At 47.7% G+C, this 22,573-nt stretch carries 22 protein-coding genes; 16 read left to right on the top strand and 6 right to left on the bottom strand.

Going from position 1 to position 22,573, the window contains the following annotated elements:
• Nucleotides 1-159: 159 nt before the first annotated feature.
• A complete protein-coding gene (locus tag G3M70_05795) occupies nucleotides 160-969 on the top strand; it encodes a hypothetical protein (protein QPJ61426.1) in 810 nt (269 codons plus the stop codon).
• A 201-nt stretch (nucleotides 970-1,170) separates the two neighbouring features.
• Here G3M70_05795 and G3M70_05790 read toward each other — a convergent pair whose 3' ends face one another.
• The 3 genes from G3M70_05790 to G3M70_05780 form a co-directional block, all read right to left on the bottom strand.
• The gene (locus tag G3M70_05790; protein QPJ61425.1) at nucleotides 1,171-1,908 is read right to left on the bottom strand and encodes a pentapeptide repeat-containing protein; all 738 of its coding nucleotides are present in this window, start codon (nucleotides 1,906-1,908) and stop codon (nucleotides 1,171-1,173) included.
• Between the two features lie 137 nt (nucleotides 1,909-2,045).
• Entirely contained in the window at nucleotides 2,046-2,513 is a 468-nt protein-coding gene (msrA, locus tag G3M70_05785; GenBank protein QPJ61424.1) for a peptide-methionine (S)-S-oxide reductase MsrA, read from the bottom strand.
• A 60-nt stretch (nucleotides 2,514-2,573) separates the two neighbouring features.
• Nucleotides 2,574-3,593, bottom strand: coding sequence for an amidoligase enzyme (locus G3M70_05780; protein ID QPJ61423.1), 1,020 nt, complete (start codon nucleotides 3,591-3,593; stop codon nucleotides 2,574-2,576).
• A gap of 122 nt (nucleotides 3,594-3,715) precedes the next feature.
• Between G3M70_05780 and G3M70_05775 the strand changes: the two genes are divergently transcribed.
• The 4 genes from G3M70_05775 (at nucleotide 3,716) to G3M70_05760 (ending at nucleotide 8,999) form a co-directional block, all read left to right on the top strand.
• The gene (locus G3M70_05775; GenBank protein QPJ61422.1) at nucleotides 3,716-4,957 is read left to right on the top strand and encodes a sodium:proton antiporter; all 1,242 of its coding nucleotides are present in this window, start codon (nucleotides 3,716-3,718) and stop codon (nucleotides 4,955-4,957) included.
• Nucleotides 4,958-5,163: 206 nt separating this feature from the next.
• Entirely contained in the window at nucleotides 5,164-6,321 is a 1,158-nt protein-coding gene (locus tag G3M70_05770; protein ID QPJ61421.1) for a hypothetical protein, read from the top strand.
• A 102-nt stretch (nucleotides 6,322-6,423) separates the two neighbouring features.
• Complete coding sequence (locus tag G3M70_05765; GenBank protein QPJ63724.1) at nucleotides 6,424-7,017, top strand: hypothetical protein; 594 nt, start codon at nucleotides 6,424-6,426, stop codon at nucleotides 7,015-7,017.
• A gap of 149 nt (nucleotides 7,018-7,166) precedes the next feature.
• The gene (locus G3M70_05760; GenBank protein QPJ61420.1) at nucleotides 7,167-8,999 is read left to right on the top strand and encodes a RiPP maturation radical SAM protein 1; all 1,833 of its coding nucleotides are present in this window, start codon (nucleotides 7,167-7,169) and stop codon (nucleotides 8,997-8,999) included.
• 31 nt (nucleotides 9,000-9,030) lie between these two features.
• On the opposite strand, the gene G3M70_05755 is transcribed toward G3M70_05760, so the two are convergent.
• Entirely contained in the window at nucleotides 9,031-10,119 is a 1,089-nt protein-coding gene (locus G3M70_05755) for a hypothetical protein (protein ID QPJ61419.1), read from the bottom strand.
• 128 nt (nucleotides 10,120-10,247) lie between these two features.
• On the opposite strand from G3M70_05755, the gene G3M70_05750 reads away from it, so the two are divergent.
• Nucleotides 10,248-10,469: a hypothetical protein gene (locus G3M70_05750; protein ID QPJ61418.1), complete on the top strand. Its 222-nt coding sequence runs from the start codon at nucleotides 10,248-10,250 to the stop codon at nucleotides 10,467-10,469.
• Between the two features lie 66 nt (nucleotides 10,470-10,535).
• Here G3M70_05750 and G3M70_05745 read toward each other — a convergent pair whose 3' ends face one another.
• Together G3M70_05745 and G3M70_05740 are read right to left on the bottom strand one after the other, a co-directional pair.
• Nucleotides 10,536-13,364 (bottom strand): transporter substrate-binding domain-containing protein, encoded by a 2,829-nt coding sequence (locus G3M70_05745; GenBank protein ID QPJ61417.1) that lies wholly within the window; start codon nucleotides 13,362-13,364, stop codon nucleotides 10,536-10,538.
• 403 nt (nucleotides 13,365-13,767) lie between these two features.
• On the bottom strand, nucleotides 13,768-14,085 hold the full coding sequence (locus G3M70_05740; protein QPJ61416.1) for a rhodanese-like domain-containing protein: 318 nt from the start codon (nucleotides 14,083-14,085) through the stop codon (nucleotides 13,768-13,770).
• A 374-nt stretch (nucleotides 14,086-14,459) separates the two neighbouring features.
• Between G3M70_05740 and flgF the strand changes: the two genes are divergently transcribed.
• The 10 genes from flgF to flgK all read left to right on the top strand — a co-directional run bounded on the left by flgF (nucleotide 14,460) and on the right by flgK (nucleotide 22,563).
• Nucleotides 14,460-15,251 (top strand): flagellar basal-body rod protein FlgF, encoded by a 792-nt coding sequence (gene flgF, locus G3M70_05735; protein QPJ61415.1) that lies wholly within the window; start codon nucleotides 14,460-14,462, stop codon nucleotides 15,249-15,251.
• A 56-nt stretch (nucleotides 15,252-15,307) separates the two neighbouring features.
• Nucleotides 15,308-16,096 (top strand): flagellar basal-body rod protein FlgG, encoded by a 789-nt coding sequence (flgG, locus tag G3M70_05730; GenBank protein ID QPJ61414.1) that lies wholly within the window; start codon nucleotides 15,308-15,310, stop codon nucleotides 16,094-16,096.
• 9 nt (nucleotides 16,097-16,105) lie between these two features.
• Nucleotides 16,106-16,843 carry a flagellar basal body P-ring formation protein FlgA gene (flgA, locus tag G3M70_05725; protein QPJ61413.1) on the top strand — a complete coding sequence of 246 codons (738 nt, stop codon included), beginning with the start codon at nucleotides 16,106-16,108 and terminating at the stop codon, nucleotides 16,841-16,843.
• A 2-nt stretch (nucleotides 16,844-16,845) separates the two neighbouring features.
• Nucleotides 16,846-17,562 (top strand): flagellar basal body L-ring protein FlgH, encoded by a 717-nt coding sequence (locus G3M70_05720; GenBank protein QPJ61412.1) that lies wholly within the window; start codon nucleotides 16,846-16,848, stop codon nucleotides 17,560-17,562.
• Complete coding sequence (locus G3M70_05715; protein ID QPJ61411.1) at nucleotides 17,550-17,990, top strand: hypothetical protein; 441 nt, start codon at nucleotides 17,550-17,552, stop codon at nucleotides 17,988-17,990. Before G3M70_05720 ends, G3M70_05715 begins: the two co-directional genes overlap by 13 nt.
• Before the next feature lie 14 nt (nucleotides 17,991-18,004).
• Nucleotides 18,005-18,625, top strand: coding sequence for a hypothetical protein (locus tag G3M70_05710; protein ID QPJ61410.1), 621 nt, complete (start codon nucleotides 18,005-18,007; stop codon nucleotides 18,623-18,625).
• Nucleotides 18,626-18,635: 10 nt separating this feature from the next.
• Complete coding sequence (locus G3M70_05705) at nucleotides 18,636-19,760, top strand: flagellar basal body P-ring protein FlgI (protein ID QPJ61409.1); 1,125 nt, start codon at nucleotides 18,636-18,638, stop codon at nucleotides 19,758-19,760.
• 236 nt (nucleotides 19,761-19,996) lie between these two features.
• Nucleotides 19,997-20,347: a hypothetical protein gene (locus G3M70_05700; GenBank protein QPJ61408.1), complete on the top strand. Its 351-nt coding sequence runs from the start codon at nucleotides 19,997-19,999 to the stop codon at nucleotides 20,345-20,347.
• Between the two features lie 13 nt (nucleotides 20,348-20,360).
• Nucleotides 20,361-20,861 carry a flagellar protein FlgN gene (locus tag G3M70_05695; protein ID QPJ61407.1) on the top strand — a complete coding sequence of 167 codons (501 nt, stop codon included), beginning with the start codon at nucleotides 20,361-20,363 and terminating at the stop codon, nucleotides 20,859-20,861.
• Nucleotides 20,862-20,874: 13 nt separating this feature from the next.
• Nucleotides 20,875-22,563, top strand: a complete 1,689-nt coding sequence (gene flgK, locus G3M70_05690; GenBank protein QPJ61406.1) for a flagellar hook-associated protein FlgK — start codon at nucleotides 20,875-20,877, stop codon at nucleotides 22,561-22,563.
• The last annotated feature ends 10 nt before the right edge of the window (nucleotides 22,564-22,573 follow it).

Raw genomic sequence — 22,573 nt, 5'->3', positions numbered from 1 at the left:
AGTTTCGACAGGCCGGTCTATTAATCAATTTAACGGTAAAATTAAACTTATTCTACGTAATATTCTGTGGAAGAATGAAGTTTTACGCTTAATTGCGCATTCTTAAATCATTTTCATTCACAGATCATTTTTCGCCCATGGGATGAAAAGGATTCCTAGATGAATTCTGTTTACAAAAGTCTACTCATTGATGGTGATCGGCTGGCAAGTTTGTATTCGGCACGGGGAGAGGGTGAGGTGCGCACTTCAGCTGTTCACAATGTTCACGCCCTGGAAGAAAAAACTATCATGGAGTTGTCCCAGATTATCAGTGAGTGGTCAGCACGATTTCAAACGGAGTCTGTTGAAATTGCGCTATCGGACACAGCCCATTTTCGGCTTAGATTATTCAGCGATTACCAGCTCTACGGCCAAATTGCCACACGGGATTCGCGTTTGTATCCGGCCTTGATTCAATATCTCAAGCACAACCACTCCTGTTTACGCTATCCAGGTCTGGAATCCATTGATGTGCTGGGTGTGTGGGCAACGTCACCTTATCCAATGAACGAACCGCGGTTGATGATCAGCACGAACCCGAACCTCAAGATGATTCCTGGAAATGGATGGAACCCGAAGCTTAAAATCCCATTGACCATCAGTCGTTATCTTGCTGACCTCGAATTTTTTAAACAGGCATTATGCGGGAGGCCGGCTGATAATTTTGAAGGTTGCCCTGGAGTGGATGCTGAAGGGGCAGAGGAATTGCTGGCCCCATTCCGGGATGCCGTGGATGATTACCGGGAACAATACGATTTCTGGAAAGCAGAGATTTGGAAAATGATCGTTGAGACATATATCAAATCCGGAAAAACAAAAGAGGATGCCCTTTTCTGTGCACAGTTGGCGAGAATATGCCGCTACACCGATTATGACTGGAACAAAAAAGAACCCATCCCCTGGATGCTGGGCCAACGTAAAATCGAGTAGACGAACAACTAGAGAAATTTTACGGTTGCCAGGTGGTGCAGGAGGATGAAGGTGCTTTGCGGAACAAGTTGCACGTTGGCCCTCCGCAAGGAGCGCCGAGCACTCCTCAGTCGGAGTTGCGGCCGGAAAAAGATACTGATGGTTAAAAGTTGTGGAGGTCAGTTAAAAAAGTTTTTAAAATTTAGCCCCACCGCAAGGTGGCTAGGAGGCAAAGGGATCCGGGGGTTCTATGGGGAAGGTTCCTTTGGTTTCGGGGGATTCCGCGTTGTAATCGATCTGGATGTCGTAATCCGTATCGCTGGTCCATTTGATAATGATGTAACTCGGGAAGCGAGTGGCTTTATCAATGGTGGCGGATTTAATCTGTTCGACTGTGAGGTTTTCAGAAAGTGAGAGATCGGCACCGGTCAAGTTGGCACCCGTCAGAGTGGTGCCAGGAAACTTTCCGGCACGCAGGTTGGCATTTTTTAAATTGGCGTCGGTGAGATCGGCGTAACTGAAATCCGAGCCATGCCCGATGTCTGCATTTTCAAAATTCGCTCCCTGGAGCGTGGCTTCGGTTAAATCGGTTTTTGCAAGATTCGCCTCCAGGAGATTGGCATCTGTCAGATCCGCACTGTAAAAATTGGACCCACCTAAATTGGTTTTTTTAAAGTTCGTACGAACAAGATCTGCCTCGGTGAGGTTGACACCGATCATCAGGGCTTCGCTTAAATCGGAATCTGTAAAATCCACATAGGTCAGATCGAGTGCGCAAAGGTCGGATTTGGACAAGGTGATTCCGCTCATATCAGGCAGTTTTGCCCGCCATCTGACCAGTCCTCGAATGGATTCGGCTTTGAGATGGATCATCTCCTCTTCTGTTTTATTGAGGATAGATTTTAACTGCATCAACAGTTCATCAGCGCTCATTGAAGGATACGGGTCTTTATCAAACATGATGGATCCTCTCCAGATCTACTATTGCTGAAAAAAATTTCAAACGGAACTGGCTACACATGCATCCGAATACATTTTAAGATGCGTTGGATAGACTTTTTGATTCAAATTTATTGAGCCCGCTGCATTTCTGCCAATCAACCGCAGTGGGTCATTCCCCGTTTTTCGAGATAGCGTTGGTGATAATCTTCTGCCGGATAAAAAACAGCAGCAGGTTTGATTTCAGTGGCAATTGGAAATGAATAGCGGCCCGAATTTTCCAGGGCATCGCGTGATTGAATTGCCTGTTGATGTTGCTCTTCATCGTGAAAATAGATTCCGGAGCGATACTGGGTGCCTATATCCGGTCCCTGGCGGTTCACCTGCGTTGGATCGTGCTTGCTCCAGAACACATCGAGCAGTTCGTTGTATGAAATGATGGATGGATCAAACTCTACCCAAACAGCTTCCGCGTGCCCGGTCTGTCCCGTGCAAACCATTTCGTAGGTTGGGTTTTCAGTCTGTCCATGGGTGTAACCGACTTTGGTATCTGTAACGCCTTTTAATTTCTGGAAAGCAAGCTCGACTCCCCAGAAACAACCGGCTGCGAATGTGGCCTGTGCCATAATATGATCTCCTTTAAAAAATGAAGGATCTTTATTCATTATTGTTAAACAGGATAGCTATTATGAAATGGATTTCAACTTTGGCAACCAGGGTTGGGCTTTTTCCAGCCACTTCCATTTAATCCATTTCGTCTGGTGCTCGATAAATGCATCACTTATGGAGCATAAGCGTTCCTGGTCTGCAGCCAATCGCTCAACCTCCACCCAGTAATTCCACTCGCGGGCAAGGCTCCAGTTGGGATCGTTCAGCCGACAGTCCGGAAGCCGATAATGGTAGGTGGGACGGGCGGATGATAACTCATCGTCCAGCTTTTTACGCACGCGATTTTCATCCAGATGTAGAAACAGGGGAACCAGATCCAGTTCGCGGTTGCGGGTTGGATTGAATTCCAGATAGTCGTCGATCAACTCTGACAAGTCAGGCTTGTAGTGACGCGACAATATTTTCACCGCGTAGTCGGAAGGAAACGTATTTATATAAGGAGACAGTTTTCGAGCCATATCGATATCCATGACTTCATGCAGCCAGTCCGACAAGACGATAAAGGCACGCAAATGATTCAATATGGATTCTGCTGAAAATTCCGGAGCTTCAGGATTCAAATGCAGACCAAAAGCATAAAGCGGATGCTCATCGGTTCCTTCCGCACCCAGGTTGGCTAATGTCTGGATTAAAGGGTTTATTTCCCTAAGGCGATTTATTGGAATCGGAGGGGTCACTATTTCGTAGGGCACCAGAGTTTTGCTCACATGACCAACCACCGAATGGATGAACTTGTCGACTTCCCATTCCAGCCAGGTTTCCAGTGGATTCTCAGATTTTGATGCAGGTTGGGTAGGATGCGCATACTGGGTGTCGAGCTCTACAGTGAAAGTCCCAAAGGGTGTACCGGTAATCCTGTAACGGTGGTCGTTCTCTTTTTCCAGCGACCCACCAAATAAATTCAATACAGTGTCAGCGATCAAACGAACTTCACTTACGGCGAACTCGATCTCAATTCCAACGCGGCGATTCCCTCCCGAAGAGCTTTCCTGAATGGGTGGTATCGAATAACTATGGAGTGAGGAGGATTCGGGCATTAGAGATTTTATCCAGGGTTTATTTTAAAAACCAGTATACCTAAAAGAAAACGGGTGGACCAATAGGTAAGGAGTGGTATATATAAAGGCAATACTCACATTCTTTCAAGGTTATTCAAGGCTTGGACCCCCTTCATCTCATTGCCTGGTTACTGTTTTTCACTGCAGGATTCAGTTACCTCAATCATCGCCTGTTGAAACTTCCGCCCAGCATCGGAGTGATGGCTATTGCCCTGGTTTTTTCTCTTGGTCTTATTACTGGTGGAAAAACCGGGCTTCTGCCTGAATTGGAAGCCACTGCAACCCAACTGTTAGACAGTCTTGACTTTGAACGACTGGTGATGCACGGCATGTTGGGAGCTCTTTTGTTTGCTGGTGCCCTGCACATCAACCTCAATGACCTCGCAAAACAAAAATGGATCATCACCCTGTTGGCTACCTTTGGAGTCATGTTGTCCACCGCCTTAATTGGTGGTCTGACTTATGCTCTGGTGGGCGCGTTGGGAATTCATCTGCCTTTTATCTATTGTCTTTTGTTCGGCGCATTGATTTCACCGACCGACCCTATCGCAGTCCTTTCTATAATGAAAACAGCTGGAGCACCCAAAGAACTGGAAACCAAAATTGCCGGAGAATCGCTTTTTAATGATGGAATTGCTGTAGTCGTGTTTCTGGTAATCCTCGGTATCGCTACCGGTGAGCGTGAAGCTACATTGAGCGCCATCTCTCTCCTGTTTGTTGAAGAGGCAGTGGGGGGTGCGTTGTTTGGACTCGGCATGGGGTACCTGGCCTATCGCATGCTCAAAAGCCTCGACGAGTACCGGGTGGAAGTGTTGATTACACTCGCTCTGGTTTTCTGTGGTTACGCACTTGCAGAAACCCTTCATGTTTCTGCACCAATCGCTGCTGTTACAGCAGGTCTGCTTATCGGCAACCATGGCCGCAGTTTTGCCATGTCTGAGACAACGGTGGAACACGTCGATACCTTCTGGGAACTGGTCGACGAAATTCTAAACGCCGTGCTGTTTGTTTTGTTGGGGCTCGAAGTTCTGGTGCTCACTTTTGAAGGTAATCACCTGCTGGCAGGTGTGCTGGCGATTCCGGTGGTACTTGCCGCCAGACTGGCCGGTGTATCGATTCCTGTGTTCCTGCTTAAATGGAAACGGGAGTTTCCTCCGCACACCATCCGGATTCTGACATGGGGTGGCCTGCGTGGTGGAATATCGGTTGCGCTGGCCCTCTCCCTACCCTCCTCCCCCGAACGTGATGTCATTCTGACCATGACCTATGTTGTGGTTATCTTTTCTGTTCTGGTACAAGGCCTGACCATCGGTCGGCTGGTTGAGAAAGCTCCTAAAACCTGACTGTACCGAAGAATATTTGCCACCTTGACTTTAACCAAAACCGCGTGAGAAACTTTTATAAAGAGTGACTTTTTATCCGGTAGCATTTTGAGAGTCTGGCAGAAGTTTTCGAATCCCCTTTGTGTTGACAAGTTGTTGGTCCAGCTTTTGCCTGACCAGGCCAGGTAATACCCCCATCCCCATTCCTGCTTCAACGAGGTTTTCAAATGAATCAAACTTTTCTTAAACTAATTTTCACATTGGCGGCATTCATTGCGTTAACTGCCTGCAATACTGTAAGCACACCAATCCTCGATGATGCAACCAACGCAGGTGATGTCAATGAGGTCAAGCGCCTTCTGGCAAAGGGATACGAGCCTAATGTGCTGACTCCTTCAGACGGCACTCCCTTACATTCTGCAGCCAAACACGCAAATGTGGAAATTGTTGAATTGCTTTTGGAAGCCGGAGCCCAGACTAACATGACGGATAAGGATGGAAACATTCCCCTTCATTATGCGGCGGAGGGTGGGCAAATGTTGATCGCCCATGAACTGATCAACAAGGGTGCCAGTGTCAATACTTTTAACAACAAGCATCTCACACCACTGCACCTCGCTGCCTTGAACGGTAAAACCGCGACGGCAGAATTTCTGGTAGAGTCCGGCGCGCGCATCAAGGATGTGGATGACCACGGCTACACAGCGCTCCATTTTGCGGCCCGTGAAGGCTGGCCGGCCACCGTCCGGTTTCTGGTTGAACGGGGTACGCCTGTAGATATCAAGGATAGCCTGGGTGCACCCCCGATCAACCACGCTGCGGTGAATGGAAAGTCGGATGCCGTTGAAGCACTGGTAACGCTGGGAGCCAATATTAATCCGAAGTCGGGTTCGCCGCTGGCCGCGGCAGCAAAGGGCGGCCAGGACAAAACAGCAAAACTTTTAATTCAACTTGGAGCGAACCCCAACGGTTCATCGGGAGATTCAATCAAGCCGTTGTATCATGCTGCCCGGGAAGGTCATGAAGATGTGGTGGATATTCTACTGGACGGTGGAGCGGATATCCGCGCCCCCGACCCACTGGGTCGCTCTGCTTTGTTCACCGCTGTGATGAACGACCATACGGATGTGGTCGAAATGCTGATCGAACGCGGTGCAAAAGTTACCGAGAAAGATTCAAATGGGAACACCCTCCTTCATGAAGCTGCGGCTAATGGCAACATCAAACTGACTGAATTGTTCATCCGGTATAAGATTGATCAGAAAGCAAAAAACAAAGATGGCTTAACCCCGCTCGACCGCGCGGTTGAAAACGGCCACATGCACGCTGCCCGCCTCATGGACCCGGAAATCATTGAACGAAAAAAAGAACTTCAGAATAATTGATTTGGAGTGAACGGCAAACGTTGACGGTGAACCCTTTTTCGGGTGTTATGATGGAAATATGAATTTCCACCTGAATTGGGAGCCGCCATCATGACCTCACCTCTGGACGACCGACTCGAAGCTCTGCTCGATAAAATCCGCTCTCTGGAATTTGAACTTCTGCAAGAGATGATGAACAAGCAGAAGGAGTTTTTATATGATATCGATAAGAAAATAGTCCGCTTTCAGGATGTAGCAGTCAAGCGACATCGTAAACTGATAAAGAAATTGCGCCACTACCTTAAGGACGCGGCGTTGCTCAATATCCTCACGGCACCGGTGATCTGGTCCTGCCTCATCCCAGCCGTAATTCTGGATGCAGTAATCAGTTTTTATCAGTTCGTTTGTTTTCCTGTCTATGGTATCCCAAAGGTGCAACGAGGCGATTACATCCTGCTGGATCGCGGTTTCCTTTCCTATTTAAATATTATGGAACGTTTAAACTGTTTCTATTGTGCGTACTTTAATGGAGTGATCGGTTACGCACGGGAAATTGCGGCGCGGACAGAACAATACTGGTGCCCGATCAAGCACGCCCGCAGAGTGCGGGGAATCCACAGTCGCTATAAAAAATTTTTGAATTACGGCGATGGAGAGGGGTACAGGGAGCGGATCGAAACCGTACGGCGTGACTTTTCTGATATTGATAAAGACTGACCACTTTGCGGTAGGGCAACTCAAACACCTCCTTTGTAAATGGTTTTTCCTTCCTGAATAAAGTAAGGGATAAGGGGAGATTGCGTTGATAACCCCTATTCCGCCTTTTTCGTTGGCATTTGGAGCATTGAAATTGCTACTATTATCCCATGCCAAGAAAAGTCGCCCTCATCAACATGCCGTTTGGCTTCCATATCTACCCGTCGATCCAGCTGGGGACGGTTTCCACCCTGCTGAAGGAAAGCGGGCATGAAGCGAAGAGCTATTACCTCAACCTGCACTTCGCACACCAGATCGGTATGGATGTCTACAAGCAGCTCTGCGAAGAGCGCTTTCTCATCGGCGAGTGGTTATTCTCACACCTGTTGTTCGGGGACTCGCCCAAGAACCGGGAATACGCTGACCAGTATCGTTTCCACCTGAGCAACATCGCGCGTGCCTTGGGGCGACCCGAAAAATTTCTGCTCGAGGTCAAAGAGCAGATGGTGCCGGAGTTCCTCAACTGGGCAGTGGGTGCAATCGACTGGAGCCAATACGATATCGTGGGCTTCACTTCCACGTTCAATCAGAATCTCGCCAGCGTTACCCTCGCTAAACTGATAAAGGAACGACACCCGCAGGTCAAAATCATGTTTGGAGGATCCAATTTCGATTCTGAAATGGGGCTCGAATATTTCCGTGCCTTTACCTGGATCGACTATGTGGTTTCTGGCGAAGCGGAACACGTGTTGCCACCATTGATGAAGGCTCTGGAAACAGGGGGCGCTATTCCTCCGGGTGTGGTGCACCGCGTCGATGGCGACATCCGACATGAAGAGAACCACGAAAATTTTACAGGGTTCAAAGACTATGGTCCGCCAGACTACGACGATTATTTTGAGCAGGTGAAAGAGATTGATCCGCATTCACCACTGCTGGACAATCCCATTGTGTTGTATGAAACCGCACGGGGTTGCTGGTGGGGGGAGAAGCATCACTGCACTTTTTGTGGGTTGAACGCATCCACCATGGAATTCCGCTCGCGTTCGATGGATCAGGTGCATCACGACATTGCGCACCTTTCCAAGCGATACGATACTTACCGGTTTCGGCTGGTCGACAATATTCTGGAGATCGGTTACATCGAAGGGGTGTTTGGAGAGTTTGCAAAACAGAATTATGATCTCGAGTTTTTTATAGAGGTTAAAAGCAACCTGACTAAAAAACAGATCGAACTCCTGGCCAAGGGTGGGGTGAACGTCGTACAGCCGGGTATCGAAAGTTTCAGCTATAACCAGCTGCGTGAAATGGACAAGGGGGTTAAACCCATCCAGAATATTTTCTGTCTGAAGTGGGCCCTTTATTACGGAATGGATGTGACGTGGAGCATCCTCACCGGCTTTCCGCTGGAAACCAACGACGACTTCCGACAGCAGATCGATCTTCTAAAATCTATTTTCCATTTGCAGCCACCGATCTCGGTGGGCAATATCTGGCTGGAACGGTTCAGTCCCTATTTTTCCCGACCGGAAGAATATGGCGTAACGATTACCGGTCCCGGAGAGGCTTACCCCTATGTGTATGATGGAGAAAAACTTGACTTGATGAAGGTCGCATACGATTTTGAATTTGAAACCGAGCGAAAGATCAGCCCTGCGCTGGTTGAAGAACTCCAGCAGACGGTGGACTACTGGAAGGCGCGACATCAGTCCGAAAATATGCCGTTTCTTTTTTACTCGAAGTCGCTCGACTTTGTGACCGTTTACGATAACCGGACCGAGGAAGGCATTAAACAGCGCTTTGAAGGAGCTGCCGCGCGGGTGATCGATTTTTGTAACGAAGGATCGCGGACGCTTGAACAAATACGGTCCAATGTCCAGGAAAGCGGGGAGTCCGCCGCCGATCTGGAAGCTGTGGTGGAAGACCTGATTGCGAAACGTCTGATCTATAGAGAAGGCAACCGCCACATCACCCTCGCCCTGCCCCAGAACAGCCGGTTGTAGCGTTTTCTTATCTTAAACTTCGATTAATAAATCAATTTTTACTCACCTTTTTTAAAAAATCTTCCGCACCCCTGCGCTCAATTTCAGTGAGGGCTGGATAGTCGATCATTTTTGATATGGTCTCTCGTTTGCGTTTGAGGAACGCTTCAAAATCTTTTTGATCGGTAATGGTCAGTTTTACTTTTCCATCCTCTCCAATAAACTTCTGCTTGAGATAGTGAAAATATAAGGTGCGCCTGGTGTTCGGATCCTTGATCGGGCTGGTGTACTTCAAAGTCATCATGCTTTCCTGCTTGCGGTCGATCACATACCCCAGTCGTGTGTTGTCATCACGCGTCATCTGTTGTTCAAACACGGCAAACGCTTTTTCAATCTGTTCCTGAGGCAGATCGAGTTGTGGCAGCGACAACAGGCTGACGGCGGCAAGGTCGAACAGTAACGAGCGCACTCCTGTTTGTGCTGTCAGATAGGCAGTTTTGTATGGGTGTTCTCGGTATAAACGACTGGCTTCATGCAACAGTGGTTTCCATTTCTGGCTCGAACTCTTCAGGCGATTGAGCCGGTCTTCATCAAAGGGCATTAAATACCACTGGACCTCGCGCGGAACTTCCAGTCGATCATTGATGTCGCGACCGAGCCAGTCGGCGAGAAGAGTGTCCAGCTCCGGTTCGAAAAAAACGCTGATCACATCAGCAAAGTAAGGGTATTCCAGAAAAAGGAAATGATGATCATCTAGAATGTTGACACTGTAGGCTTCGAGTTCGTTAACGTGTCCGACAAACGGCTGGTTCAGATGCAGAGCTTCATGTCGATGCGTGTTGAGCTGATAAACCTTTTCATCGATGAGGATGGTACTTGGAAATACACGAATGGTGTCATAAGTAGCGTGAGCCAGCTGACCTTTTTGCAGAAGCTTGTCGGTGTAAGGCTGGATGATGTATTGCTTGAGCGGGACCGGTTTCGCCTGCGGCCAATCGGTTTCCAGTTGGGTGATGACTTTTCGCAAGCGCCCGACGGATTTTGTGACCAACTCTTCTGCCGCGTGGCACTTTCCGCATTCGAAGGTTTCAAAGCCAGGAATTTGGAACAAAACCGGATCGCGATCGGGAAACAGTTTCACTTCCTTTTCAAAAGATGGAAGGGAGGAGATTTTTTCCTGGGGGATTGTCTGTGCAGGGTGTTTGGTTAATAGATTGTTTAATGTTTCCAGTCCAACCGATTCTGAAAAGGCGGTGGAGACTGATACCAGTGATATCAGGCAGACTGTTCCGGTTATGCACCTTGTCGATTGAAAACCAGAATAAAAACGGGAAAAACCTTTCACCAAAAGTGAGAGCGAAAAGACTTTCCCGGTTAAAATTTTTAAGTAAATTTTCACTCCATCAGGGTACCACGTTCACGACTCTTGTTGCAGTGGGGGCATTGCCGGAGGAGTTGGTGGGTGAATTGATCAATTCAAACGTGCTCTGAATTTTGTTTGTCCTGCTCGTTTTTAATCAGATACCAGATGGGGAAATCTGCCCTCCTGATAAATTTTTAAATATACTCTTCGATGGTTTTGAAAAGCCGGGGAAGGTCCAGAGGTTTGGTCAAGTAACTTTCAAAACCCATTTGCTTCGCCCTCTCAATTTCGGAGTGCATAGCATTTGCGGTTAAGGCGACAACCGGGATGGATTTTGTTAAAGGATCTTTTTGCAATTGTTTAAAGGCTTCAAAGCCATTGATTCCCGGTAAATTGATATCCAGCAGGATCAAATTCGGAAGTTCTTTTTTTGCCAAAAGCACTCCCTTTTCTCCAGTCCCAGCCATAATTAATTTAATGCCGGGCTGGTCTTCTAAAATCCTTTTTAAAAGTTTTATATTTTGGTTGTTATCTTCAACATACAGGATTTTTCCTTGATTGAATTCCCTGAGGTAGCCTAATTTCTTTTTAGATTCAGGATCATCAGTTACCTCTTTGTGAATGGTTCCTTTAGGAAAAGTCACGGAAAAACAGCTTCCTTCCAAAATTTTGGTGGTCACCGAAATTGTTCCATTCATTTGTTCTACCAGCCTTTTTGTAATGGTGAGGCCAATACCTGTGCCTTCCGTTTCTTCCTCGCCCAACCTATCGAAAGGCTCGAAAATAGAACCGATCTTATCTTCATTAATTCCTTTTCCAGTATCAGCAACATTAATCCTGATTGAATTATCAGGGCAGAGATCACCCGTGATATAAACTTTACCGTTCTTTTTATTATATTTAATAGCATTTGAAATAAGGTTAATGAGAACCTGCTTCACTTTAAATTTATCAGCATAAATAACCAGGTCAGATTCTATAATCTGCTTTGTTTCCAGGTTCACATCAAATGCAGCACGAAGGGGTTCGAGTTGTTTGACCAGGTCATCAACCAGAGGCCCAACTTGAATGTCTTCATATGTAAATTCCAGCTTTCCGGATTCAATCCTAGCCAGGTCCAGAATTTCATTGATTAGTTCCAGGAGATGTCTCCCCCCCAATAAAATTTGCTGAACACCTTCCTTGCTCAGTTGGTCCATGGAATCCTGATTACGGATTTCCAGGAGCTGTCCGTAACCCAAAATAGCGTTCAAGGGGGTTCTCAGTTCATGGCTCATACTGGATATAAAGTCAGATTTTGCCTGATTGGCTTTTTCAGCCTCGCGTTTAGCGTGTAGAAGAATTTCATTGTTCTTCTTAAGTTCTTTTTCGGCTGTTTTCCGGAGTTTTATTTCCCGGGCCATTTTCCAGATGAAAAAATATAAAATGGCTGTAACGAAAATAAAAACGGCAAAGGTTTTAAATAAAATCGAATAATCCGGCTGTTTTTCAAACTCAGTTTTAATCCACCGGTCAAATATTATTCTGCGTTCTTCCTCATTTATGGTCTCAAGTGCCTGCGTTAGTAACACCGTCAATTCCGCCCAGTCGCTCCGAATTGCAAAACGTTGCCCGTTGGATTCAAAGTTATAGCTGGAGGCAATTTTCAGGTTTGTGATTCCGTTTTTTCTATTGAGGAAGACGTTTACACCCAGCACGCCTACATAGGCATCTGCTTTTCCAATAGCCACGGCCTGCAATCCCTCTGTGGGGTTTTCAACTGGATATCCTGTTATATCGGGATGCTCCTTATTGATGGTATCGCTCACGGAATACCCTTTAACGAGAGCAACCCGTTTACCGGCCAGGTCCTTGGGTGATTTTATTTTGTTAAAATCATTTCGGGTCATGATGACGAGCGGGGTTGGAATATAAACTGGAGTGAAGTTCAGGAACTGGCGACGTTCCGGAGTGGTCACGGTTGTCGCAAGCACATCCAGTTTCCGGGATTTTGCTCTTCCCAGAATTTCAGGCCAGCCTAAACCTGGAATGGGTTCAAATTTCAGGCCAAGCCTTTGGGATAGCAGTTTCATAAAGTCCAGAGCTATTCCAACGTATTGCCCGTTTTCATTTAAAAAGCTGTAGGGTGCATAATCCTTGTCAACGCCAACGCGAATCACTGGATGTTCATCCACCCATTTTTGTTGCTCCGGGGTGAGTTTAATGTCCTTGATGGTGGGGAGGTTGAACCATCGTTCCCGCAACTGGCGCTTTTTTTCCCGGGAGATGGTTGAGAGGGTTTTATTTAAAATACTAAAAAGTATGGTGTTGTGTTTAGCGACACCCATATGCAGGTCCGGGTTGGCGATCGGTTCAAAGTCGACATTGATCACCGTTTTTACGTTTGGAATAAAATGAGTTTCAAGTAATTGCGAAACGACCCCAATGCTTTCCACCAGCGCATCAGCTTTTCCAAGAGAAACAGCTTTGATACCGTCCAGCGTATTGTTTACGGGGACAATGGTTATCGAAGGATCGTAAACCTTCAAGGCATCGGTGATTAAGTAATCGGTAATACCGGCAACGCGTTTTCCAGACAGGCTGTTTATATCGACGATATCCTTGTTGTCTTTCTGGACAACAAGGACTGAAGGTTGGGAAAAATACTTTTGGGTGAACAGAATATAGTCTTGTCTTTCCTCGTTAACATAAACCGCCGGCAAAACATCAATTTCGCCTTTTTTAAAACGGTTGATTATTTCATCCCAGGTCATTCCATTTACATAAGTGATATTTAAACCGGTTTTTTCAGCAATCAAATTCATCAGGTCAATGGAATAACCTTTTGGCTTTCCCCCATCCACAAAATCAAAGGGAGGCCAATCCATTTCATTGGCAACCTTGACATTCGGGTGGGACTTTATCCACGCAATTTCGTCTTTATCGAGAAATAAATCCGGGTGGGGTCCTGCGATTGAAGGGGGAGGGAAACAGACTACTATCGTTAAAAAAAAAACCGCGAGAATGTGAACCGGGTATCTCATAACATCGGATATCCCAAAGTTTCCAGCCCGAAGGTAATTTTAAAAATTAAATACCATTTCCATGGCCCAAAAAGCTGATCCTGGAATTAGAAAAAACAGTTTTCTTCTGACCATAATGCGGGTGGACAGGCTGAATTTAAAATCTCCTGGCTCTGATTCCCCCCTGGAATTGAGCAAGGAACAATTTAGCAAATGTTTCCAAAGCTCCTAATAATTTGATCAACAGATTGACACAAGTCAAATAATTCGGCAAGCCAATAGTTTATAGGGAAAAATACCAATTTCAAGGCCCATCAAAACCCGGGTAAATCCTATCTTATTCCATACTTGCATTTGCACTACTATTAAGAGGACGGTTCTTGCCTATAGGGGACCCGGTAAAGCGGCTGGGATACAGCTTTATCTATTCCATTTCCCAACCCATATCCATCCACTTCTGCATTCCTCCGTCACTGACGCAGACAATATTATCGAGGCCTTCTATATCCAATGCTTCTGCAGCCTTTTGCGCCCGCCCACCCATTTTGCAATGGACGTAAACCGTTTTGTAGTTCTTCAGTTCATCTGCAATCTGGGAAACATTTTCGTGGGTCTGGTTACGGGCTCCCTTGATATGCCCTTCAGAAAATTCGTCCGCTGTGCGGACATCCAGAATCAATTCATCATCACCCAGGTTCGGCAAAATTTCGTCGTGCAATTTGTCGATACTGATCCGTTCCATAATGCTCTCTCCAACTAATTTAAGGGGTTAAAGGTCAGCGGGACTCACTATTCCGGATGCTGGTTCCGCCTGATTAAAACAATTTTTTTCAAAGAGTTACTAGGAATAAACTGCCGCCTCCCAGGGTTATTTCTGATCAGACTTGGGAGGGGAGCTGTTGCGGTTAAATTAGCTAACTCGTTATTTTATCATGGCTTATCCGCCTGATTCTAATTAATAATTCTTTTTGGTACGCAATTTGCTGAATAGGGCCAAGAGCACCTCATTAAATTCGATGCGCCCCTGATTTTCCGGGTTTAAAACAGATAAACCGGGGCAACGCAATAAACAGTTCGAAGTCGGTGAGGTCCAAGAAATATTACCAGGAGCCCGAAATGCAGGAAAGCCTCTATATTGCCGCGTCTGGCGGGATGATTCAACAGAGAAAAATGGAAACACTGGCTAACAATCTGGCCAATGTGAGCACCTCAGGTTTTAAGAAAGACAGTCTCGTGTTCAAAGAAATCCTTCCCGGGCTCAATCCCAATCTCGATTTCGAATCCAGCAAGCAGGCTTTACAGGAACCTCGCTACAGCAATCGGTCCGTTTCCTATGCAGGGTTGACCGATTTTGCTACCCACTATTCTCAAGGGGGTCTTACTGCTACGCAGAACCCCCTGGACCTTGCACTGGAAGGCGACGGCTTTTTTAAAGTGGGAACCGAAGAAGGGCCGCGCTACACGCGTAAAGGAAACTTTCATCTCGATGAAAACAACCGGATTGTGTCCGCCTCCGGTCTTCCGCTTTTGTCTCCGAAAGATCAGGAAATTGTTGTTCCTTCCAACGGAGGCACGATCACCATTGATCCACAAGGAACCGTCACGGTGGGTGATGCTGTTCAAGCCATCACTGTTGGCAAATTGGATGTGGTCCACTTTGGAGACAAGAGTCAGCTTAAGAAAGACGGCGAAAGCCTGTTCCGTCAGGTCGCAGGTGATCCTCCGGAAAAAGCTCCGGCTTCAACCACGATTCGTCAGGGATTTGTAGAAAGTTCAAACGTAAATCTGGTCCAGGAAATGACCACAATGATTCAAACCATTCGCACATTTGAAGCGATGCAGAAACTGATTCAGACCATAGACGATCTCAACGGTCAATCCATCAATAGTATTGCGCGAGTGGCATAAAGAACCTAAAGGTTCGTTTGTTTTAATTTCAGTCTTTGGGAGGAAGATACTGAACCATGATACGCTCCTTATTCACTGCCTCAACGGGCATGCATGCCCAGGATCTCAATGTCAGCGTCATAGCCAATAACCTGTCAAACGTCAATACGGCAGGTTTCAAGCGAAGTCGCCCGGATTTTCAGGATCTCGTTTACCAGAACCTGAGACTTGTCGGGACCCTGAACGTCAGCGGTAACCAGGTTCCAACCGGTGCACAACTCGGACTTGGTGTTAAGCCCGCAGCCATCCAGAAAATTTTCATTCAAGGCGATTTCGCCCAGACCCAGAATCCGTTCGATATGGCTATCGAAGGTAAGGGATTCTTTCAGATTACCCTACCCAATGGAACGATTGGTTATAGCCGTGCCGGGACATTCAAACTCGACCAGGCCGGGCAAATGGTTACCTCCGACGGGCTGCTCATGCAACCCGCCATCACCATTCCTCAAAACGCTTTGAATGTTTCGATTGATCCAACAGGACAAGTTTCGGTGACTCAACCCGGGGCAACCACCCCTGCCGTTGTGGGAACCATCCAGACCACAACCTTTCAGAATCCGGCGGGTTTACAGGCGATCGGGTCCAACCTTTTCATTCAGACGGCCGCTTCGGGTGCGCCCAATGTCGGTAACCCGGGCATTGATGACCGCGGAACCGTGCGGCAGGGTTTTCTGGAGCTTTCAAATGTCAGCGTGGTTGAAGAGATGGTTAATCTCATCACAGCCCAGCGGGCTTATGAAGTCAATTCACGAACCGTGCAGACCGCAGATGAAATGTTGCAGGTCGCCAGTAATCTCAAACGATAAGAGGCCAGGATGAAAATAAAATCCAGATTGTTTCAGGCAGCACCATGGCTCTCAGGTTTGATTATGGTTCTGCTGCTGTGTACTCCACCTGTTTTTGCCGGGGAATACCAGGAGTTGACTGGCGCGACTATCACCGAATCGGCCCGCAATTATCTCCTTAATGAGATGGATTGGGATCCGAATGATGTCGAAGTCAAGGTTGACTACACGGGCAAAGCCCTCTCCTTGCCCGAAGGAGAACTGAAAATGGATTTCCAGCTTGCTGGTAATCATCGACCGATTGGACGCATACCCCTGAGCCTGGTGCTTACCGTTGACGGTGAAATGATTCGGAAAATCTGGCTCAACGCCAGGGTGAATGTGTTCTTTGACGTGGTGCAGACGACTCGCCCGGTCCCCAGGAACCGGGTACTGACATCCGGTGATGTTGAAATTGTCCGGGTGATGTCTTCGCGACCCTTACGGAACATTATTTATGATCCGAATGAAGTCATAGGGCAGCAAACGGTTCGCGATATTGACCACGGTCAAAATATTTCGCCTTATATGGTCAAGCGGGTTCCTCTGGTCAAGCGGGGAGATCGTGTTTTGATTGTTGCGGAACGAAACCGTTTGCGGATCACCGCACCCGGTGTTGTGAAAGAACCGGGATTCAAAGACACCATTGTTCAAGTTGAGAACCAGCAGACCAAAAAAATAATTCACGGCACCGTCATTGATGCCAAAACCATAAAAGTGGAATTCTGATTATGAAAATTTTTCGATTGTTCCTTATTGCTGTCCTTGGTTTCAGTCTGGGTGCTTGTTCCACGATCAAAGAGATCAAGCCCCAGCCCGGACCCAGAGCTGCAATCGTCACCCATGACATTTATCCCAAACCTGAGATTAAGCCGAATGAAGGCTCTATCTGGCCGGGGGATACTTCGCAGAACCTTTTATTTGGAGACACCAAGGCACGCAATGTCGGTGATGTGGTGAATGTTGTTTTGGATGAAAGTTTTACCTCGACGGCAACGGCCACCACTTCTACATCCAAGACTTCAAATATTAACCTCAGTACCGGACAGTTACTTGGACTCCCTACCAACCTGGGGGTAACCAATTTTCTGGGCTCCGGCAATCAGTTTGATCCAAACCTGAATGCCACCACCAGCAGGGCAACTGATGGATCAGGAACTACAACGCGAAATGGATCCATGACCGGTACTATTTCTGCGGTGATTAAGAAAATTTTGCCGAACGATCATTTCCTGATCGAAGGTAGGAGGACCATCCAGTACAACAATGAAGAACAGCAAATGGTGTTGACGGGGATCATCCGTCGCGTTGACATTTCCTTCAGCAATAGCGTCAATTCGAGCAGTATTGCAGATGCCCGCATCGCCCTGTCCGGGGAAGGTGTGGTTTCCGATGAACAACATGTCGGCTGGTTGACAAGGATACTGACAAAGGTATGGCCATTCTAAAAAAGATAAAGGCGATTCAAATACTCCGTTCCTCGCTAAGGTGGGGTGGATTGTGCCTGCTGCTTATTTTACTGGCTTGCTCTGAGCAGGTTACAGATATTGTCGGTCCCAGCAATTCTGGTTTTAGTATCGGTATCAAGGCATTTTACGGGACTGCCGGATTGCCTGCTGATGGAAACTCCAAAGCAACCATCCGGGTTGAGGTGTTTGATGAAAATGGTCGGGGGGTCAATACCACGGTAACGCTCACCACCACCCGGGGGACCTTGGGAACCGAATCGCTCACGGTCACCAATGGAGTGGGAATCACCACACTCACTTCAGTGTCGACACCTGGAACTGCTTCCATTGTGGCGACAGTGGAAAATGCATCGGCAACCACTATTGTGCCTATCGTCAACATCAGCACCGCAGTATCTTCAAATTAACAGGGTTCGTTTATATGTTTCGGAATGATTGGAAAATTAAAAGATACGCTGTGGCGCTCGCCCTTGTGATCTGGGTGACAGCCGCCTGCGATAATCTTATTGATGATAAAAATCCATTCTCCACAACACCTCAGGCCCTTTTCATCACTCCGGAAAACACAGCAGTGGCGCCTGGAGGAACAATCACCTTCACCGCAACCAATGGCAAAACACCGGTTTCCTGGACGGTAAGTGACACGACCCTGGCCAATATCAATGTGAGTACCGGCGCTTTCACCGCAGGCACCCTCCCTGGAACCGTCACCATTACGGTTACTGATGCCAGTGGAGAAACAGCAACGGCAAGAGTCACTATTACTACCGCTACCATTCTGGTGACGCCTTCTGCGTTGACATTGAATGCTATTCCGGGAACAGCCCCTGATTTTAACGTCGTGGGTAATGTTGGAACCACCGTGTTCACTCTTGGTGGATTCACAGGAGGTTATGCCGGAGCGACGATTAACAGCAACACAGGAGTTGTGACAGTGACGGCGTTGCCGACACTCGCACAAGGTAACCAGACTTTAACTGTAACTGCAGCCGATGGCATTGCCACTTCGGGTACAGCAACTTTGACTTTGATCGCACAGTAAGGAAATTTTTATGTCGAACCATCGAATCTTACTCAAGCTAATAACATCCCTTTTGATCATTGCCATGCTGGCATCGTCTGCCCACGCCATCAGGGTGAAGGAACTGGTCAATATCTCAGGCGTACGTAACAATCAGCTCATTGGATTTGGTCTTGTTATCGGGCTTGCTAATACCGGTGACCGGGCCACCAATGTGTTCTTCTCCATCCAGACGATCGTGAATATGCTGCAAAAACTGGGTGTCACGGTTCCAGCAAACCGGATTGCTCAGTTGCAGTTTAAAAACATTGCCGTAGTCATGGTTACGGCCAACCTGCCTCCCTTTGCCCGCCAGGGGGATGCAATCGATGTCACGGTATCCTCCATTGGTGACTCGGTCAGTCTGCAGGGGGGAACGTTGCTCATGACGCCATTGAAAGGACCGGATTCCCTGACCTACGCTGTGGCTCAGGGTTCGGTTTCCATTGGTGGGTTTGTCGTGCAGGGCGGGGCACAGGGCGCGCAGAAGAACCATCCTACCGTTGGAAAAATTGTCAACGGAGCCATGGTTGAAAAAGAAATCCCGGTTGCTTTTAACATCAAAAAAGAAATCTACCTTTCACTGAAACGCACCGACTTCACGACTGCATCCCGAATCGCCAAGGCGGTCAATGCAGATATGAAGGAAGTCCTGGCTACCACTCTGGATGGGCGCACCCTTCATTTAAAGGTGCCTGCGTTCTACCGCGATAACACCTCCGCGTTTGTTACACGCATTGAACGTTTACAGGTCAATCCCGACACGGTTGCGAAGGTCATTATCGATGAACGGACCGGAACGGTGGTGATGGGTGAAAATGTTCGAATATCAACTGTCGCTGTTGCCCATGGCAGTTTGTTTGTCCAGATCAAGGAAGAGCCCGTCGTATCACAACCGCCACCTTTATCCGAAACCGGTGAAACGGTGATCGTTCCCAGAACCCGGGTTACCGCAGAAGAAGGTGAAGACCGCCTGATTATCGTGCCCTCTGGAATCGGAATCGGTGAGGTGGTCAACGCTTTAAACGCAATCGGTGTGAACCCGCGGGATTTGATCGCAATACTCCAGGCCATCAAAGCCTCTGGCTCCCTTCACGCTGAACTGCAGATTATCTAAAAGAGATTGAGACAGAAACCTTCTGCCGACAGGGTAAAAATTGCCGGGTTTTCACGACCCCAGGAATCCTGTTGGTTGGAGTGTTTCGCCGGTTGAAATCTTTAAACGCCTGAAATTTAAAGGGTCTTGAGGCAAAAGATTTCCTGGGAAATTTACTCCGGGTTTGGCATTGGGCTTGCATTTCCAGGGGTAAGAAAAAGTTGCATTCCAAAACCGCCCGTAAAGGAACTCAATTAATGGTATCGCTCAATTCAGTAGTGCCTGGTCCTTCTACCCAGCTTCCATTTGATTCAGGAGCCCTGGATCATGCGGGTGAACTTGCCCGGGGAATAAATAATGGGAAGGATGATGCGAAAAGCCTGAGGAAGGTTTCGCGTGAATTTGAGTCGATATTCCTCAACATGATGTTGAAGGAAATGCGCAGTGCGGTTCCCAAGTTTGATCCACTGCACAGCTATGCTCAGGATACTTATCAGGAATTAATGGACAGGGAATGGACCAAGGACATGGTCCAGAATAAGAGCATGGGTCTTGCGGACATGGTTTACCGCCAGTTGTCAAAACTGGAGTCCGGCCCGACCAGCTAACAGGGAGGTTGCAATGAGTGACTCTTTTGAACAGTTAGATCATCTTGTCGAACAGAAGACAGTATTTTACGGACAATTAATTGATATTTTGAACGAGGAGTGGCGGCATATCGGGGACAACTCCCTTGAAAAGCTGGAAACCCTGTTGGCCCGCAAGGAATCTCTCCTCATCACTATCCAGGAACTCAACATCAAGCGGGAGCAGGTGGTACGCGATATTGCCGTTACCTATGGTTTGGATCCTGAAAACATTACGCTTAAGGATATCATTGCTATCCCGGGAAACCGGTTCAAATCCAGGTTGCAACATTTCCGCCGGGTATTGCGCTCGCAGATCGACACAATTAACCGGATGAACCTGGCCAACCGGAAACTGGTGCGCCAGTCTGCACGAACAGTAAAGGATTCGATTGAATATCTGGTGGAAACCGGACCTCAACACACACCTTACAACACCCGGGGCGATGTGGCTGACGCTCCGCTCGAAGGCCGCATGGTGCGCACCAGCGCATAGGCGGGATTAGATAATGACAACAAGTATTTTCAGCATAATGACTGAAGGCAAGCGAAGCCTGCTTGCACAACAGTTGGCGATTGAAGTCACCGGTAACAATATCGCCAATGTCCAGACACCGGGATTCACCCGGCAAACGGTCAACCTGGAAAACAGCACTCCCCGGCAGATCGGTCTCGGCCAGCTTGGTACCGGGGTGAACGTTAAAAGTATCACCCGAAATTTCGATCGGTTTGTGTTTGCGCAGACGCTTACAGAATCGACGCCTATGGGCAATTTCAAGATCCGCAAAGAAGGCTTTGATCGTCTTGAATTGTTGTTTAATGAAACGACCGGTCGAAGCATCAACACAGAAATGAACAATCTGTTCAGTTCTTTTGAGGATCTTGCGGCAAATCCGACAGGGTTGCCGGAACGTACGACTATCCAGGGCAACGCACGATCGCTGTCGCTTGCCTTCAATACGATAGGCAACACCATTTTTCAGGAACGGCAGAACCTGGACCTGATGGTTCAGGACACGGTTTCGGAAATCAACTCCCTGCTGAGCGGAATTGCCCAGTTAAACCGCACCATTTTTCAAAATGAAAATATAGGGACCACGTCTACCGCTAACGATCTGCGAGATGAACGGGACCGCATGCTGAAAGATTTATCGCAGTTTATTGATGCAACCCTGGTGGATGAACAGAATAATCAAGTACGCCTGACCCTCGCGGATGGCACCCCGCTGGTACTGGGTCTGACCGATTTTCCTCTAAGCACGCAGCTCAATGGTGATAACAGTGGTTTCAAAGACATTCTGGTTTCCGACGGGCAAAACGGGACCGTCAATATCACGAATCAGATCAACGGTGGAAAGCTAAGGGGCCTGCTGGATTTGCGAGACCGGGATGTTCCGGCGATCAAGGATCAATTCGACCGGTTGGCGGCAGGCCTGGTGCGTGAGTTCAATCGAGTGCATCGCGAAGGTTTTGGACTTGACGGAGGTTCAGGCCGTGATTTTTTCACCACATTGCAACCGACGGTTCGTTCCAGCGTGATGAATACAGGTTCCGCAGTAGTGTCGATGACCAACGCAAGTCCAACGACAGCATCAATTGATCAATACCAGATGCGTTTCACCGGTGCAGGGTCTTTTGACCTGATAAACCAGACGACCGGGGCAGCGTCTGGAACTTTTGTATTCACACCCGGAAGCACATTCAATTTGGCTAATGGGCTTGCCGTCACCATTACCGGTGCCGCGGCAGCGGGAGACATCGTCAACTTTTCGGTATCAGAAGATGCCGCCGCCAAATTATCACTCGACACCACTATTGCCGTTGATGGATCAAAAATAGCCGCGGGGCTGAATGGAACCGGGGATGGGAAAAATGCCACTCGCATGTCCCAGCTACAGAACGATTTGTTATTTGATGGCAACTCGCTGGTCAACTCGGGTTCCGGCGCTTTTACCTTTGGAGAATTTTACAATTCTCTGGTGAGCGGGATCGGAGTCGATTCACGATCCATCCAATCGGCGGTCACAGCACAGGAAGGTGTCATGCTTCAATTGAACAACCGGCGGGAGAGTTTGTCGGGGGTTTCAATCGATGAAGAAATGATCAACCTGATTAAATTCCAGCAAGCGTTCGCCGCCGCCGCGCGTTTGATCAATGTGGCTGAAGAAATGCTCGATGTGCTGGCCAATAGAATTTAGTTGTTCGTTG

The sequence above is a fragment of the Candidatus Nitronauta litoralis genome, assembly GCA_015698285.1.
GTDB classification, from domain to species: Bacteria; Nitrospinota; Nitrospinia; order Nitrospinales; family Nitrospinaceae; genus Nitronauta; species Nitronauta litoralis.
Note: the sequence above shows the minus strand (reverse complement) of the source record. Positions and strands in the feature narration are given on the sequence as shown.